The 17145-nt window shown below is 73.4% G+C and carries 12 protein-coding genes and 2 pseudogenes; 3 read left to right on the top strand and 11 right to left on the bottom strand.

Going from position 1 to position 17145, the window contains the following annotated elements; genetic code table 11:
• Positions 1 to 1488, bottom strand: a 1488-nt coding sequence (locus FF36_RS31910; protein ID WP_052681612.1) for a serine/threonine-protein kinase, incomplete at its 3' end; no start/stop codon positions are given.
• Between the two features lie 410 nt (positions 1489 to 1898).
• Here FF36_RS31910 and FF36_RS29720 point away from each other — a divergent pair.
• From FF36_RS29720 to FF36_RS39550, 3 genes are all read left to right on the top strand, one after another.
• The gene (locus FF36_RS29720; RefSeq protein ID WP_044888530.1) at positions 1899 to 2693 is read left to right on the top strand and encodes an SAM-dependent methyltransferase; all 795 of its coding nucleotides are present in this window, start codon (positions 1899 to 1901) and stop codon (positions 2691 to 2693) included.
• 286 nt (positions 2694 to 2979) lie between these two features.
• Entirely contained in the window at positions 2980 to 4749 is a 1770-nt protein-coding gene (locus tag FF36_RS29715; RefSeq protein WP_044888529.1) for an MFS transporter, read from the top strand.
• Complete coding sequence (locus tag FF36_RS39550; protein ID WP_236706520.1) at positions 4727 to 5392, top strand: MarR family winged helix-turn-helix transcriptional regulator; 666 nt, start codon at positions 4727 to 4729, stop codon at positions 5390 to 5392. Before FF36_RS29715 ends, FF36_RS39550 begins: the two co-directional genes overlap by 23 nt.
• A gap of 16 nt (positions 5393 to 5408) precedes the next feature.
• Here the strand turns inward: FF36_RS39550 and FF36_RS29705 are convergent, their stop codons facing one another.
• The 10 genes and pseudogenes from FF36_RS29705 to FF36_RS29665 all read right to left on the bottom strand — a co-directional run.
• Positions 5409 to 5783, bottom strand: coding sequence for a BlaI/MecI/CopY family transcriptional regulator (locus FF36_RS29705; protein WP_044888527.1), 375 nt, complete (start codon positions 5781 to 5783; stop codon positions 5409 to 5411).
• Between the two features lie 368 nt (positions 5784 to 6151).
• Complete coding sequence (locus FF36_RS31905; RefSeq protein ID WP_052681610.1) at positions 6152 to 6835, bottom strand: hypothetical protein; 684 nt, start codon at positions 6833 to 6835, stop codon at positions 6152 to 6154.
• A gap of 258 nt (positions 6836 to 7093) precedes the next feature.
• Complete coding sequence (locus FF36_RS29695) at positions 7094 to 8077, bottom strand: ABC transporter ATP-binding protein (RefSeq protein WP_052681608.1); 984 nt, start codon at positions 8075 to 8077, stop codon at positions 7094 to 7096.
• A complete protein-coding gene (locus FF36_RS29690) occupies positions 8050 to 8973 on the bottom strand; it encodes an ABC transporter permease (protein WP_242422986.1) in 924 nt (307 codons plus the stop codon). The genes FF36_RS29695 and FF36_RS29690 overlap by 28 nt, the downstream gene beginning before the upstream one ends.
• A 161-nt stretch (positions 8974 to 9134) precedes the next feature.
• Positions 9135 to 10172, bottom strand: coding sequence for a PhnD/SsuA/transferrin family substrate-binding protein (locus FF36_RS29685; RefSeq protein ID WP_044888521.1), 1038 nt, complete (start codon positions 10170 to 10172; stop codon positions 9135 to 9137).
• A gap of 234 nt (positions 10173 to 10406) precedes the next feature.
• Complete coding sequence (locus tag FF36_RS29680; RefSeq protein WP_044888520.1) at positions 10407 to 11333, bottom strand: TauD/TfdA dioxygenase family protein; 927 nt, start codon at positions 11331 to 11333, stop codon at positions 10407 to 10409.
• 389 nt (positions 11334 to 11722) lie between these two features.
• Positions 11723 to 12515: pseudogene (locus tag FF36_RS39545) on the bottom strand (ROK family protein); the annotation flags it as partial.
• A 1-nt stretch (position 12516) separates the two neighbouring features.
• Positions 12517 to 12661: pseudogene (locus tag FF36_RS39540) on the bottom strand (serine/threonine protein kinase); the annotation flags it as partial.
• Positions 12662 to 13757: 1096 nt separating this feature from the next.
• Positions 13758 to 16583, bottom strand: coding sequence for a phosphoenolpyruvate carboxylase (ppc, locus tag FF36_RS29670; RefSeq protein ID WP_199865549.1), 2826 nt, complete (start codon positions 16581 to 16583; stop codon positions 13758 to 13760).
• A gap of 205 nt (positions 16584 to 16788) precedes the next feature.
• Positions 16789 to 17145, bottom strand: a 357-nt coding sequence (locus tag FF36_RS29665) for a transposase (protein WP_044888519.1), incomplete at its 5' end; no start/stop codon positions are given.

Genomic DNA, 17145 nt, shown 5'->3' with positions numbered 1-17145 from the left:
GCCGACCGCCCCCGCCCCCGCCCCCGCCCCCGCCCCCGCCCCCGATGCCGCGCCCGCGGTTGCGCCGGACGTGGAACCCGCGCGGGCACCGCCGGCAGTGGCGGTGCCGCCGTCGGAGCCGCCGCCGAAGCCACGATCGACGATCAGCACCACGGCCAGGGCGACCAGAGCCAGACCGACGGCGGCCGCGGCCGCGAGGACCGCGAGGACGCGAGACCGTCGGCGTGGCGTCGCCGGCTGCCTGGGCGCGGCCGGCGGCCACGGCAGGTCCTGACCCGGCCGGGGCCCGGGCATCGAGCCGGTGCCGGGGCGCGAGGGTGTGCCGGGTGGCGGGAGGGCACTGGGTGCTGGAAAGCCGTCGGGTGGCGGGGTGTTACCGAGTGGTCGGTACGGATCGGGCGGCGGGGTGGTGCCAGGAGGCGGATACCCGCGCGGGTCGGAGGGGACGGTGCGGGTGCGGCCGCGATCCGGCCACGGTCCGTGGCTCGCGTCCGGGCCGGTGCTGGTGGGCGGCGGCTCGGGGTGGTTCGGAGTGCCAGCCGCATGCGGTGACCCGGTGCCGGACAGGCCCTGCGGCGGGGGCGGGCGGGTCGGGGCGTCGAGGTCGAGCAGGGCGACGGCGCGGCGGCTCAGGGCGGTGACGAGTGTCGCGGGCAGCCAGCCGGCGGCGATCAGCCCGGCCGCGCCACCGGCGGGCGCCAGCGCCGCCAGCACCGCGGCGGGGGAGGGGCGCTCGCCGGGGGCCTTGCGCAGGCAGGCGCCGATCAGGTCGCGCAGGTCGGCCGGCACGGCGGCCAGGTCCGGCTCCCGGGACAGGACGGCGTACATCATCGCCGGCACGGTGGTGGCCTGGAACGGGCCGGCGCCGGTCGCGGCGTGCACGAGCACCGCGCCGAGGGCGAAGACGTCGCTGGCCGGCCCGACGTCCCCGGTCCTGATCTGCTCGGGCGCCATGAACGCCGGCGAGCCGATCGCCGCCCCGGTGTGCGTCAGCGTGGTCGCATCGACCGCCCGTGAGATGCCGAAGTCGATGACCCGCGGACCGTCCAGGCTCAGCAGCACGTTGGACGGCTTGAGGTCCCGGTGCACCAGGCCCGCGCCGTGCACGGCGATCAACGCCTCGGCCAGACCCGCGCCGAGGGCCCGGACGGTGCGGGCTGGCAGCGGGCCGTGGGCGCGGACGGCCTCATGCAGCGACGGACCGGGCACGAAGGTGGTGACCAGCCAGGGCTGCTCGGCGTCGGGGTCGGCGTCGAGCACCGGGGCGGTCCACGCCCCGCCCACCCGACGGGCCGCGTCGACCTCGCGCCGGAACCGCTGGCGGAACTGCGGGTCGTCGGCGAACTCGGATCGGATCACCTTGATTGCCACGGTGCGCCCGCCTGGGCTGCGGCCGAGGTACACCCGACCCATGCCGCCGGCGCCGAGCCGCTGCAACAGCCGGTAGTCGCCGATCAGCTCCGGATCGTCGGGACGCAGGGGTAACACCGCAGTGCCCTCCCGATCCCGATTCGACCCGCACTGAGGATACGGGCGTGCGCCGGCTTGGATCCCAGCCGGGTAGGCGCGGCCAGGGCCGGGGGCGGAAAACCCGTTGCCGGCCCGGACCGGCCGGCCTAGCCTTGCCCGTAGACCCGTCGGGCCACGGCCCGGCGGCAAACATGGAGGATGCCATGGCTGCCCCGGGCCCCGTCCCGGGTCACCGGTGATCGCCCGGCCAGCCCGGTCCGGCGGCGGTCACGCGCAGCGCCGCGCCGGCCTCGGGCCGTTCCGCGGCGCACAGCCCGTCCGCGGAGCACTGCCGTCCGCCGTCGGGCTGACCGCGCGCGGCTGTCCTTCTCCCGGTGCCCCGCGACAGCAACGTCCTGTCGAGGTACCTCAATCGGGAGCATCCTGCGTTGTCCGAGCACACTCCGTCCACATACAGCCCATCCGCACACATCCCGTCCGCGTGGTACGCGGACTTCTTCACCGACCTTCCCAACGAGTTCTGGCGGCGCGCCGCCTCACCGGAATGGACCGCGGCCGACATCGACTTCGTCGAGGCCAGGCTCGGTCTGCCGGACGATTCGCGGATCCTGGACGTCCCGTGCGGCAGCGGCCGGCACAGCCTCGCCCTCGCCGCGCGCGGCCACCGGGTGACCGGGGTCGACCTGTCCACGGAGGCCATCGCCCACGCCCAGCGTGCGGCGCGGGTCGTCAGGCAGGCGGTGGCGTTCGAACACGGCGACATGCGCGACATCGGCCGGTTCGGCGTCTTCGACGCCGCGGTCTGCCTGGGCAACAGCTTCGGCTACCTGGATCTGGCCGGCACCCGCGCCTTCGCTGCGGCGCTCGGCCGGGCTGTCCGCCCGGGTGGCGGGCTGGTCGTCGACTTCGGTGCGACGGCCGAGTCGATCCTGCCCGGCTTCACCGGGGCGCCGCGCACCATGCGGACCGGCGACATCACCGTGGAGACGACCACCGAGTACGACGTCGCGGCGAGCCGGCTGATCAGCCGCTACCGCTTCATCCAGGGGGCCCGGCGGCTCGACGCCACCGCGCTGCACCACATCTACACGAGCGCCCATCTGGGCGACCTGCTGACGGACGCCGGGTTCACCGACATCCGACGCTATGCCGGCCCGGACGGCACGCCCTTCACCCTGGGCGCCGGCCGCCTCCTGCTCACGGCCCGGCGCGAGCCGGGGTGACGCCGATCGGCCCGGTGGTCGGAGGGGTCGGGACCGTATAGCGATGGGGAAGTGCTGGAGGTTGGTGACGGTCCCATGGGCTCGCCCTCGTCATCGGCCGCCAGCAACTCCCCGTGCTTCGCCGATCTCGTCGCGGCGGGCAGGACGGGCGGCGGTGCCGGGCGCACCGCGAGACCGTTGTAGTAGGCTAAAAATTGTTGATTTACAACTATCCGGGGGCGTGGTCAGGCTCGGCCGCCGCACAGTGCCGTCGGTGCCGGCCACGCCGCTCGCTGGGGAGCTGCCGATGTCCGACCTGACCCGGGGACGGCGACTACTCGTCCTGGCGATCTGCTGTATGAGCCTGTTCATCGTCGGGCTCGACAACACGATCGTGAACGTCGCGCTGCCGTCGTTGCGCCGCGACCTGCACGCCTCCGCCTCCGGCCTGCAATGGACGATCGACGCCTACACGCTGGTCCTGGCCAGCCTGCTCATGCTCGGCGGGTCGACGGGAGACCGGCTCGGCCGTCGCCGGGTCTTCCAGACCGGGCTGGTCCTGTTCACCCTCGGGTCGCTGCTGTGCAGCCTCGCGCCGAGCCTGACCTGGTTGATCGCCTTCCGGATGGTGCAGGCGGTCGGCGGGTCGATGCTGAACCCGGTCGCCATGTCGATCATCAGCAACACCTTCACCGACTCGCGGGAACGGGCCCGGGCGATCGGGGTGTGGGGCGCAGTGATCGGCGTCAGCATGGCGCTGGGACCGGTGCTCGGCGGGACGCTCGTCGAGTCGGTGAGCTGGCGGGCGATCTTCTGGGTCAACGTCCCCGTCGGCGTCGCGGCGCTGGTGCTCGCGGGCCTGTTCGTCCCGGAGTCGCGCGCGGCGCGGGCCCGCCGGTTCGACCCGGTGGGGCAGGCCCTGGTGATCGCCGTCCTGGCCGCACTGACCTACGGGATCATCGAGGCCCCGTCGGCGGGCTGGCTCGCCGCCCGGACGCTGGCGCTGTTCGCGGTGTCGGCGGTGGGGGCGGCCGTGCTCGTCCGCTACGAAGGCCGCCGCGCCGAACCGTTGCTGGACGTCCGCTTCTTCCGGGCGGCGCCGTTCGCCGGGGCGACCGGCATCGCCGTGTTCGCCTTCGCCGCGCTGGCCGGCTTCCTGTTCCTCAACACGTTGTACCTGCAGGAGGTCCGGGGCTACTCGCCGCTGCTCGCCGGGATCACCACCCTGCCGATGGCCGGGATGACGGTGGTGTCCGCGCCGATCGCCGGGCGGCTCGTGGCCAGTCGTGGGGCCCGCACGCCGCTGCTCATCGCGGGTGTGACGATGACGGCTGGCAGCGTGATGCTGACCGGGCTGGGTGTGAGCACCTCGATACCCTGGCTCGTGTCGGCGTATGTGCTCGTCGGGCTAGGATTCGGCATGGTCAACGCGCCGATCACCAACACGGCCGTGACCGGCATGCCGCAGTCCCAGGCCGGGGTGGCCGCTGGCATCGCCTCGACGAGTCGCCAGGTCGGGCAGTCCCTCGGCGTCGCGGTCATCGGGTCGCTCGCCGCGGCGCGCGTCGCCGGCCGCGCCGGGGTCGTCGACCCGACCAGTGCCGTCGGCTGGTGGACCATCGTGCTGTGCGGAGCGGGCGTGCTGCTGCTCGGAGCCGCGAGCACCGGTACCTGGGCGCGCGGCACCGCGCAGCGCACCGCCGCCCGGCTCGCCGCTGATGCCGCTGATGCCGCTGGTGCCGCTGGTTCTGTCGCCGATGCCGATGCCGATGCCGATGCCCGTCGGACGCCGGCTGCCCGGGACGCCGCGTCGGCGAGGCAGACCGAGGGCGACGGACCGGCCGCGGCCGGTCCGCGCCCCGGGGACACCCAGGGGGGCGGGCGGCACCGGCGTCCGGTGCGGCCCGCGGCGGCGGGGGTTGGCGGGAGCGACGAGCGCCGTGCCGGCCGCCCCGTCGGGCGGCAGGGCGCTTTCCGGCGGCGGTCCGGGGTGGGGCGCGCCGGCGCCGCGGCCCGGTCTCGGTCCCACGGTTCCTCCGGGCAGGATGGTCACGATGAGTTCGCTCCCACGCGCTGACCGGCGCGCTCCCGCGCTGACCGCTGCGGCGGTGGCCGACCCGACGGGCCCGACGCCCGCGCCCGTCGGCGTCTCCGTCGGGCGGCCCGTGCTGTCCGAGCCGTCCCGCCCGGCCCATGCGCCCGGCCCAGGCGAGGCAGCCGGGCCGACCGAGGCAGGCGCGTGCTCCGGGGCGGCGGTGCTGGCCGGGCGGGCGGAGAGGTCAGCGCGGGCGGCTCGGGTGTGGCGGCGGATCCGGGCGGTCGTGGTCGATCGCAACGAGCGCCGGCGAGAGGTCTGCGAGGCGCTCGATCTCAGCTTCATCCGGGTCAAGGCGCTCCTGGCGCTACAGGCCGGGCCACTGACGCTGGGCGAACTCGCCGCCGCCCTGTCGATCGACCGCCCCTACACCACCCTGACCGTTCACGAGCTGGAACGGCGCGGCCTGGCCGAACGCACCGTGCACCCGGACGACCGGCGCTCGAAGCTCGTCGAGCTGACCGCCTCCGGCCGGACGGCGGCCCGCCTCGCCGACGACATGCTCAACCGGCCGCCCGCGGCGCTCGTCGCACTCGACACGGCCGACCTCGCCGCGCTCGACCGCATCACCGCCCAGCTCGCCGGCGAGGACCCCGCCGGCGAGGACCCGGCCGCGACGCCGTAGGCGAATCCGCCGCTGATCAGGTCAGCGCGCGGAGAAGGACATCGCGCTGATCGGTGGAGAGTCGGCGGGCGAAGCTTCGCAGGACGCTGTCGGGATTCTCGCCGCGAAGCAGGAAGTCGAGCATCTGCCCCGCCGCGTGGTCGGCGGCCCGCCGCAGGGGACGGTAGGCGAAACCCCTTCCCCGCGGCGCCCGCTGGACCATCCCCTTGTTCACCAGCCGCAGCAGGGTCGTCGCGATCGTGCTCTGCGCGAGACCGGCGCCGAGGCGTTGCTGGACCTGGAAGGGCATCAACGGCTCGTCGGCCGACCACAGCAGGGTCAGGACGGCCCGCTCCAGATCCCCGGCCGCCCTCTTGGGCTGGGGCACGGCGGAGGCAGCCGGCGCTGCCATGACCGTCCCGGCCGAGCCGGCCGACGGCCGCGCCACGGTGGGGGCGGCGGTCGATCTGACCGCTCCTGTCGTCGCCGGGCCGGTGGTGGTTGCTGGGCCTGCCGTGGTTGCTGGGCCTGCCGTGGTTGCTGGGCCTGCTGTGGTCGCCGGGCTGGTTGTGGTCGCTGCACCGAAGGTGGTCGCCGAGCCGATCGTGGTTGCCGGGCTGATCGTGGTTGCCCGGCCGGTGCGGCTCATCGAGGTGCGAGCCGCCGGCAGCGACGGATTCGAGGCGGAAAGTGCCGGAAATGAGCGTGACATGGTTGCTCCGAGTCCTGGAGACCGGTGCTACGAAACGGATCCTGTGCGCCGCGACGGGCGGCGGTGGGTCAGGCCGCGAGGCGTGGCGGCCCGCGCCGCACCACCACATGCCGAAGCCACAGCGAGCACGCCATGCCAGGCGGCCCGGAGGGGGCGGGAAATCGCGGGCTCGCGACCGTTGCGGGCACACCGTCGCCCGGTCGCGGGCGGTGCAGCCGGTCCACCGCGCGGCGGGCCACCCGCACCGCCCCGCGCGCGGCCTGCCAGAGCAGGCGCTCGCCGAGCGCGAGCCACCCGGCGAGAAGCAGCGCGGCGGTCAGGTGCAGGCCGAGCATCGCCGCCCCGCCGGGCACCAGGTCCACCGGCGACGCCGCCGTGAGCCCCACGTGGTTTCCCTCGCCGGCCATGCCGGCATGGCCGGCGGGGGCGGACAGCCCGAAGGCCACGTGCAGGCACGCCTGGACGGCGAGCACCAGCCCGACCAGCCGGGGCATCGACGCCCGGCGTTCCGACACGCCCCAGCAGACGCGCATCACCAGGACGATCCCCACCAGCGCGACCGCGACGGCCGGCGCCCTGCCGCAGGCGAGGACGTGCGCGGCCACCGCCAACCCGACAGTCAGCAGTGACGCCACCGTGGTCCGGGCGATCCGCCCGCCGCGGGTTGCGGCCCATCCGGCCGGCGGGCGCGGCACGGCCCCCACGCCGGTGCTGGTGCCGGTGCCGGTCGTGGGCTCCTCGGGCGGCGGCATGGCCGCCGGAGCCCCTCCCCTGCCCCGCGGACCGCCCTGACCCGTCACGGCATCAGAGTTTAGTGCGGGGACGACGATGATCCGCCGCATTCGGAGCCGCCTCGCACCCGTCCGATCACTCAGACGGCGTGGCGGCCGATCGTCCGGCCGATCCATCGGCCGCACGATCCGCCCGATGGTGGTTTCTGCGCGAACGGCCGCGGCGACAGCGGTGTGGTGCGGCCGGGCGGTGTGGTGCGGCCCGACCGCACGGAGGCGTCAGTGGGTGCCCGCCGCCAGGTCGTCCACGCCCAGCTCGGCGAGCAGCGTGGCGCGCAGCCGGTCGAAGGCGGGGTCGGCCCGTCGGCGCGGTGATGCCACCTCCACCGGGACGTCCAGGGAGAACCGGCCCTCGGTGAGCACGAGCACCCGGTCGGCGAGCAGGATCGCCTCGTCGACGTCGTGCGTCACGAACAGCACCGCCGGCTGGTGCCGCCGGCACAGGTGTTGGAGCAGGGCATGCATCCGGATCCGGGTCAGGGCGTCGAGAGCGCCGAACGGTTCGTCGAGCATGAGCAGATCCGGTTCCCGCACGAGCGCCCGCGCCAGCGCCACCCGTTGAGCCTCGCCGCCGGACAGCGTCGCCGGCCACGACCGTTCCCGACCGGCCAGACCGACCTCCGCGAGCGCCACGCGGCCGCGTTCGGCGATGTCCCGGCCGGCCAGGCCGAGCGTGACGTTCGGCAGGACCCGCTTCCACGGCAGCAGCCGCGCCTCCTGGAAGACGACCGAGCGCCGCCGGGCGGCCAGCACCTCGCCCTCCACACCATCGTCGAAGCCGCCCAGGATCCGGATCAGCGTGCTCTTCCCCGACCCGCTGCGGCCGAGCAGGGCGACGAACTCGCCCGGCGTGATCGTCAGATCGAGCCCGTCGAGCACCACCTGCTCGCCGAAGACGCGCCGCAGCCCGCGGACGCGCACCGCGACCCCGCTCGCAGCCCCTCCGCCGGCGGTCCCTCTGCCGGCATCCACGGTGCTAACGCTCACGGTGCCGGCGTCCACGGTGCCGGCGTCCACGGTGCTGGCGTCCACGGTGCCGGCGTCCCTGCGACGGGCTTCCTCGGCGTTCCTGGAGCTCTCGGTGTCGGCTCGAGCGAGGACGGCGACCCCGCCGCCCGCCCCCGGCGCAGGATCCGCCGCCGCCGCGTACGCCGGGTGCTGCGGATCCTGCGTGCTCACGTTCCGTCGAAGCTGCGGCGCCATGACAGCAGCGTCCTTTCCAAGAGGCGGACCAGGCCGTCGCTGACCAGCCCGAGGATTCCGTAGACGACCAGGCAGAGCACGATGATGTCGGTGCGGTTCCAGGACTGCGCGCTGTTGAGCAGATAGCCGAGGCCGGAGTCGGTGTTGACCTGCTCGGCGAACACCAGCAGCAGCCAGGCGACGCCGAGCGCCCAGCGCAGCCCGACGAGGAAGCCCGGCGCGGCCCCCGGCACGATGACCGAACGCACCAGCCCGAACCGGCCCAGCCCGAAGGTCTGCCCGGCCTCCACGAGCCGGGCGTCGACGCCGCGGATCGCCGCGTAGGTGTTCATGTAGATGGGGAACGCGACGCCGACGGTAATCAGAAAGATCTTGGCGCTCTCGCCGATCCCGATCCACACGATGATCAGCGGCAGCAGGGCGATGACCGGGATCGTGCGCAGGAAGTTCATCGCCGAGTCGACGACGTCCGAGGCCGTCCGGAAGAAGCCGGCGATGATGGCGAGCGCCAGCCCGATGCCGACGCCGAACAGCACGCCGGCCCCCACCCGGTACAGGGAGGCGCCGAGACTGTCGACGAGGTCTCCGTTGCGCCACAGCTCGCGGGCCGCGTCGAGGACGGCCGCGGGCGAGGCCAGCGCGCGATCGCTGACGAGGTCGAGCCCCGTCACGGCCCACCACAGTGCGAACAGCAGCGCCGGGCCGAGGAAGCGGCGCACCTCCGTCGGCACCCGACGCCGCCTGGTGGTGCGGCGCCGCCCGGCGGTGAGGTCCACCAGGACTACCTGGGACCGTCCCGCCGGTTCGGCTGCGGTCGTCGAAGGTTCGGCCGCGAGCGGACCGGGGGACGTCGCGTGCTGCCCGGCTACGTCGTGGTGCGAGATGCGTTCGGTCATCGGGCTTGCGGCGTGGAGACTGCGCCGTTCACGGCGGGGAGGAGACGCCGTCCCTTGCTGGTCACGGGTTGACCTGCCTTTCCAAGGAGATGAACCTGTCCCAGTACCGGCTCTGTTCGACCGCCGCGCAGGCGGTCGCGCGGAGTCGCATTGCGGCCCACTCAGGTTGCGGGGAACGCCTTCGCGAAGGCCGCGGTCAGCTCGCCGGTGAACGCGGGATCGAGCTCGTCGTCGACGTCGAGGGACTTCGGCAGCTCACCGACGCTGCCCAGCAGCCGGGCCTGCACCCGCTGGCTGGCCACGAAGGCGGGGGAGACCGGCCGGTAGCGGGCCTCGGGCAGCGAGTCGAAGTACTTGCGCGAGGCGACCGGATCCTGCTTGAGCTGGTCGACGTAGTACTTCTGGACCCAGACGGCGGCGTTTGCCTTCGGCCAGGACCAGGCCCGTGCCAGCCGCAGGACGAAGTCCTGGATCGCGGCGCGTTTCGCCGGGTTCTTCAGCGCCGACTTCGACGCGAGCAGCACCGAGTACTGCGGCAGCGGACGGGTCTGGATCTCGTAGGAGCCGGGAGCCTGCCTGGCGACGGCGGCCGTGTACTGCCGGGTGTAGACGATCGCGTCGACCTTGCCGGAGGCCAGCGTCGAGGTCAGGCTGGTGACGGGCACATTGACCGGGCTGATGTCGTCCTGGTTCAGGCCGGCGCCGTCGAGCTGGTTGAGCAGGTAGCCGTGCAGCGACGTGCCGAGGGTGAACGCGACCCGCCGGCCGCGCAGATCAGCCGGCGTGCGGATCCCGGAGCCGGCTCTCGCGATGATCGTCTGACTGTTCACCGGGTTCTCGGCGACGGAGATCGCCACGACACCGGCGTTCGCGGCGTTCGCGAACAGCACCGGCGTGTCACCCATGTAGCCGACGTCGAGGCGCCCCGCGCTGAAGGCGGCATTCATGTGCGGCCCGTCGGCGAACGTGCTGTAGGCCAGACCGTACGGGGCGCCCCTGGCCGCGCCGGACAGCGTCAGCGGCAGCTCCAGGGTCTTGCTCTGGTCGCCGATCCGCAGCGTCACCCGCTGGTCGCCGGCCGCCGCCCGCGCGCCGTCCCCGCCGCCGCTGCCGCAGGCGGCCAGGACCACCGCGATGAGCACGGCGAGTCCGGCGGTCAGGAGGGAAGGACGCCGCGCCCACGGTCGTCGATGATGCATGGAGATCTCCCTGTCGGTCGGTCAGACCCGGCTGGTCGGTCAGACCCGGCTGGTCGGTTAAACTCGGCTGGTCGGTCAAACCCGGCCGGTGGTCGGCGGCCGTCCGGCGTGCGCCCGAAAGCCGCGAGGGAGACGGCCCTCGCGGCTCTCGGCGGATTTCTTGGCCCTCGGGGGGTCTCGGCCCTCGGCTGCGGACCGTCGGTCAGGCCCTGCGGGCCCGCCGGTTCAGTCTCGTCAGGTACCGAGGAAAGGCTCGCCGGCGACGAGTTCCGACTCTCGACCGTCCACGCCGACCGGGATGTCGCCCTCGATGGTCACCCGGTACAGCACCCGGTCGAAGTCGAGGTGGCCGAGGTCGGACGGCCCCAGATGAGCGGTCGCCCGGTTGTCCCAGAACGCGACGTCGCCCTGGTTCCACTTGAACCGCACGGTGAACTCGGAGCGGGAGATCTGGTCGTAGAAAACGTCGAGGATCTGCCGGCTCTGCTTCGGCGAGAAGCCGATGATCTCGCCGTCCTTCGCGGTGAAGCTCGGGCTGACAAACAACGCCCGCTCGCCGGTCTCGGGGTGCACCCGCACCACCGGGTGGATTGCCACCAGCGGATTGGCGGCCACTCTGCGGCCGTACTCGCTGTCGCTGGGGAAGTTCCCGAAGCTGTGCCGGGCGCGCAGGCCGTCCGCCAGGTTCCGCAGCGGCTCGGGGAGCCCCTGGTAGGCCGCCACCAGGTTCGTCCACGCGGTGTCCCCGCCGTACGGGGGGATGACGTCGCCGCGCAGGATCGACGCGGTGGGCGGGTTCACCAGGGCGGTGACGTCGGTGTGCCAGCCGTTGTCGTAGGTGGCCTTCCGCTTGCCGAAGACCTTCGCGTATCGGCGGCTGTCGATCGGCAGGATCTCCGGGAAGCCGGCCGGCGGCGCCTCCTCGTGCGGGTGCGCCGGCGTCAGTCGGCCGAACCGACGCCCGAACGCGACCTGCTGGGCGTGGTCGATGTGCTGGTCCCGAAAGAAGACCACCTTCCACTGGTGCAGCGCCGAACGGATCTCCGCCACGGTCGCGTCGTCGAGCTCCTCGCGCAGGTCGATTCCGTGGATCTCGGCCCCCGTGTGGCCGGAGAGCGGGCGGACGTCGATGCCCAGGGCGGTGGGTGTGATGCTGGTCATCCTGCAGTTCCTCCAGGGCGGGAAAAGGAATGGATGAAGCTGGGAATGGGGCATCCGATGTTTTCGCGCGCTGCCGACCCAGGTCTTTGGCTGCACGCCTTCAGGGCAGCCGAAATCGGCCGGAATCGGCGACGGCCGAGGCGGCGTCCTTGTTTCAGGGGTGGCCGACGGAGCAGCCGGAAATGCAGGGGAGGATGGCAGTAGCGGCATCCTCGACGCGAGCCTGCCTGGATCTCCGCTCGGTACGGTGGAGGATATCCAGCGTCAACATCGGCGACAACACGGGCCGGGAGGCGGAGAAATNCCCCCGCCGCTGCGTCCGATGTTGTTCACGGACCAATCTTCGGTGATGAACGATGGGGCCGTCAATATTTTGCGTTCCGCTGAAATTAATTGCCGCGGCGGGTGAGCGGGGTGGCCGGACGGCGAGTAGAAGCCGCCCCCGCGGCCGGCCGCGGCGTCGTCAGGCCGGCCAGCAGACTGTGCGGGCTGCGGTGCACCGCGTCGAGCACCGCCGCGCCCGCGGCGACCGCGAGCACGTCGGGGCCGAAGCTGCTCGGCAGCACCATCCGTTCGGGTTCGGCGCACACCCGGGAGTACGCGGAGATCTCGGCGAACAGGTCGGCCCGCAGGGCTGGCAGGAACAGGGTGGCGGCCTCGGTGAGAACGACGATCTCCGGATCCATCATGTCGACGAGCAGAGCGATCAGCCGTCCCACCACTCGCAGCCGGTCGCGGAAGAGCGCCACGGCGCGACGGTCGCCGCCGAGGGCCGTGGCCAGCAGGTCCTGCAGGTCCGGCCGGGAGATGATCCCCTCGCCCACGGCGTGCCGTAGCAGCGTGCGTTCGGACAGGGTCGCCTGCACGCAGCCGGACCGGCCGCATCGGCAGGGCGCGTCGCTGTCGGCGAGCCGCAGGTGGGCGATGCCGCCGGCGGCCGAGTTGGGGCCGATGTGCACCGAGCCGTCGGTGGCGAACGCGGCGTCGGCGACGTTGCCCACGAACAGGTGCAGCAGGCTGCGCCGGGCACGCGGGTCGCCGAAGAGGATCTCCGCCTGCGCCAGTGCCCGGGCGTGCCCGTCGACGTGCACCGGCAACCCGGTGGCCGCCGCCAGCACGGCGCGCACCGGCACGTCCCGCCAGTCCAGTGGCTCGTGCTCGACCACCAGGCCGAGCTCGGGGNCGACCCGACCGCCGGTGACCACGCCCAGCCCCAGCACCCGGCTTCCGGTGGCGTGCCGAGCGAGGAAGCCGGGCAGGTGCCGGATGATCATCTGGAGGACGGCCATGGCGTCTCCCTCCCGCGGCCGCTGCTCCCGGGCGACCACCTGGCCGCGCAGGTCGACCACGCTGAAGGTCACGAACGGGACCGCGATGTGCACGCCGCAGGCGAGATGGCGCCGGGTGTCGACGTCGAGCGGCACATGCGGGCGCCCCACCCGCGGGGACAGCGAGCTCGCCGGGAGCTCGCGCAGCAGGCCCAGCGAGATCAGCCCCGCGGTCTGCCGTGACACCGCCGCCGGGCTGAGCCCCGTGGCCCGCCCGATCGCCGTGCGGGCGACCGGCCCGTGGTCGAGCACCGTCCGCAGGATCGCCGCCGCAGCGCCGGAGCCGATGCCACTGCCGGTCGACCCACTGCCGGTCGACCCACCGCGGGTCGGACCGGCCTCCGCCGGACCGCTGCCGGTCGAAGCGGCCTCTGCCGGGCCGGCTGACGGCGCCGTGCCTGCTCCGGGGGCGCCCCCGCGGCCGGAGGGCCGGGTGCGCGGGGCGCGGGTGGTCGGCGGCTCGCCGCGCAGACCCACCTCGTTGCGGACGGACACGCTGCGCTGGACGGACACGGGGAACCTCCTCGCGTCACAGCCGGGCCACGTGCGGCCGTTCCGCGGCGCGGGCGTGAGGCGTGCCGAGGCGCGCACCGTGGCGGCGTCTCGGGTGGATGACCGGGGCAGGGTCCCACCGGCGGCCCGCGGGTGCCACGCCCGGACGCGCTGTGACCGCGGCGCGTGACGATGACCGTGGTCGCCGACCACGGCCGGCGGGTCGGCTGGGTGGGAGGGGAGTCGTAGCGGACCTTGGGCCCCGTGGCGGTAGCCGGACCGGTAGGAGCGCCGCGACAAGCGCGGCGATCAACGACGCTTGCTCCGGCCAGGCTGCCTCAACGGCAGGAGCCGACCCGCCGTCCCGACTGTTCCGGCTCACGCGGCCGACCGCGGCGCGCGGCTTGGCCCTGAGACTCGGAAGGATCAGCGGCGAGGTCTACAGAGCGCGCTCGCGACGCGATGGAAGTCGATGTGGGCACGGCATACCAGGAGAAGGCGCCGGCTCATGCGTCCGACGGTAGATAGCGCACAACAGGTTGTCAACCAAGACAATTGAGAAGCTGCGCGAGGGTGGTTCGGTCCGGCGGCCGGCCGGGTGGAGTCAGCCGGTGTTGCGCAGGCCGGCGGCGATGCCGTTGATCGTCAGCAGCAGCGCCCGGCGCAGCAGGGGATCGGCGCCCTCCCCGGCGGCCCGGGCGCGCGCGAGCAGGGAGACCTGCAGGGCGTGCAGCGGGGCGAGGTAGGCGTCGCGGACCTCGAGGGTGTGGCGCAGCGTCGGGGTGTTCTCCAGCAGCTCGGCCTGGCCGGTGACCGCGAGGACCTCGGTGACCGTGCGGGCGTGTTCGGCGCGGATCGCCTCGAAGATCGAGCCGCCGTCGTCGCCGGCGAGGGTCGAGACGTACCGCTGGGCGATCGTGAGGTCCGACTTGGCCAGGGTCATCTGCACGTTGCCGAGGAAGGTCCGGAAGAAGTGCCACGACCGGTACATCTCGGCGAGGGTGTCGCCGGCCCCCGCGGCCCGGGCCGCGGCCAGGCCGGTGCCCACGCCGAACCAGCCGGGCAGGATGATCCGCGACTGCGTCCAGCCGAACACCCAGGGGATCGCGCGCAGGTCGGCGAGCCCCCCGGATCCGCCGGGCCGTCGCGACGGCCGGGAGCCGATGTTGAGGTTGCCGAGCTCCTCCACCGGGGTGGCGGCGAGAAAGAACGGCACGAGCGCCGGATCGCCGACGAACGCCTGGTAGGAGATTCGGGCCGAATCCGCGACGGCCTGCATGGTCTCGTTCCACCCGGCGAGGGTGGTCGGGTTCAGCCGCGAGGATCGGTGCAGGATCGACGCCTCGACCACGGCCGCGAGGGTGATCTCCAGGTTGTGCCGGGCGAGCTGGGGCAGCGTGTACTTGTCCGAGATCACCTCGCCCTGCTCGGTGACCTTGATCGAGCCGTCCAGCGTGCCGAACGGCTGCGCCATGATCGCCTCGCCGCTCGGGCCGCCGCCGCGGCCGACGGAGCCGCCGCGGCCGTGGAACAGCCGCAGCACGACGCCGTGGCGGCGGGCGACGTCGCGCAGTTCCCGCTGCGCCTTGTGGATCTCCCACTGGGACGCGGTGATCCCCGCGTCCTTGGACGAGTCCGAGTAGCCGAGCATGACCTCCTGCACGTCGGCGCGGGCACGCACCAGCGAGCGGTAGGAGGGGTCGGACAGCATGCCGTCGAGCAGCGAGCCGGCCGCCCGCAGCTCGGCCACCGTCTCGAACAGCGGGACGAAGCCGATGCGGGCCCAGGCGGGGCGGTCGGCGAAGCCGAGCCCGACCAGGCCGGCCTCTCGAGCGAGTACCACCACGGCCAGGATGTCGTCGACGTCGCGGGTCATCGAGACGATGTAGCTTTCGATGACATCCCCGCCGAAGCGGTCCAGCGCCTCCCGGACGGTGCGCATCAGCTCCAGCGTGCCCAGCACCGCCGGGGGCAGCGGCGGCGGCACGGCGCCGAGCAGCGGCCGACGCCGAGCGAGCTCCGCGGACAGCAGAGTGCGCCGCTCGGGCCGGTCGAGCTGGGAATAGGGGACGTCGAGCTCCCCGACCTGGTCATACACCGCGGCCAGGGCGGCATGGTGCTTGTCGGCATGCTCGCGGATGTCGAGGGTGGCCAACGACAGCCCCATCGCGCGCGCGGTGCGGATCACGCGCAGTAGCGGGCCGTCCGCGACGAGAGATCCGTTGCCGGCGGCGAGCGAGGCGCGCATCACCTCCAGGTCGTCGAGCACCTCGGCTACGCCGCCGTAGTCCCGCCCGGGCACGTGCGGCGAGCCGGCGGCCAGCCGTTCCCGGGTGCCGGCGAGCCTCGCCAGGATGTAGCTGCACTTGAGCCGGTAGGGCTCCTCGGCGTTGAGCCGGATGTAGCGGTCGTGGACCTCGGGCAGCGCCTGGCGGTCCGCGGCCAGCGAGGACAGCAGCTCGTCGCCGACCCCCACCACCCGGGTCGACGCCGTCAGCTCCTTGATGAGCTGCTCGACCTGGGAGGTCAGCAGCCGGATACCGAACTCGTGCTGGAGGGTGAGCACCTCCAGGGTGACCGCCGGGGTCACGTTCGGGTTGCCGTCGCGGTCACCGCCGGCCCACGAGCCGAACCGCAACGGGTGCGCCCCGGCCGGCAGCGTGAGCCCCACCCGGGCGAGTGCCAGGTCGAGTTCCTCCAGCAGGTCGGGTAGCACCTCGGTGGCGATCAGCTCCAGGTAGTAGGCCGCCGAGCGGGCCTCGTCCGCCGGCTTCGGCCGTTCCACCCGCAGCTCGTCGGTCTGCCACAGCACGTCGACCATCTCGGCGAGGCGCCGCTGGGTGCGGTCCCGGTCGGCGGCCGGCGCCGCGCCGTCCGGGCTGTCCGCGTCGAGCAGGTCGGCGATGCGGCGCAGCGTGTCGAGCACCGAGCGGCGGCTGGCCTCGGTCGGATGGGCGGTGAAGACCGGGCGCAGCTCCAGGCGCCGCGCGATCGACTCGGCCAGCGACCGGTCGAGGGTGCCGGCGTCGAGCGCGGCGGCCATCCGGGCGAAGGTCTCCGCCAGCGGGCCCTGCGCCCGGTCGGACAGCTCCCGGGACCGGTGTAGCTGCTCGGTGATGTTGGCGAGCTGGAAGTAGGAGGTGAAGGCGCGGGCGAGCACGATGGCCGTCTGGTCATCCACGGTGGCGAGCAGCCGACCGAGTTCGGCGCCGTTGTCGGAGCGGCGGGCCAGCGCGCGGACCTGCTCGACGAGCGCGAGCGTCGCCGCGCCCTCGTGCCGGGTCAGGGCCTGACCGAGCAGATCCCCGAGCCGGCGGACCCCCGCCCGCACGGCCGCATGGCGGGCGTCGGAGGAGACTCCACCGGCGAAGGCGCCGGGATCCGCGGCCAGCTCGTCGAGGGCCGTACTCGCGCTCCGCTCGGTCGTCACGCCGCCTCCGGTGGTTCGACTGGGTTCACCTGGGTTCGTTCACCTGGGTTCGTTCACCTGGGTTCGTTCGCCTGGTTCTGCCTGGTTCTGTCGTGGCCCGAATGGGTCTGCCTGGGTTCGCCGAGAGGCCGGACACGACGACCGCGAGATCGTCAGGGGCCGGCGAGACCGTCCTGCGCCGACGCGGCCTAGTAGACCGTCGCCACTAATGTTTGGGGTATAGGTGGCGGAGTTTGGTGCGGGCGTCGGCGGTGGTGAAGTGCCAGTGGACTTGGCGCTGGTCGGCGTTGACGGCTGTCTGCCAGGCGGCGAGTTCGGTGTTGAGCACGTCGAGGTCGTCGATGCGGCGGTCGAGGCATTGGCGGGTCAGTGCGGCCAGTTCGATCTCGGCGATGTTGAGCCAGGAGCCGTGTTTGGGGGTGTGGTGGATCTCGAGGCGCCCGGCGAGAGCGAACGCGACGGCGGGGTCGAAGGCCTCGTAGAGCGAGGCGATGCCGTGGGTATTGAGGTTGTCCATGACCAGCACCACCCGCTCGGCGTGGGGGTAGTCGATGGTCAGCAG

Source organism: Frankia torreyi (assembly GCF_000948395.1).
Classification (GTDB): Bacteria; Actinomycetota; Actinomycetes; order Frankiales; family Frankiaceae; genus Frankia; species Frankia torreyi.
Note: the sequence above shows the minus strand (reverse complement) of the source record. Positions and strands in the feature narration are given on the sequence as shown.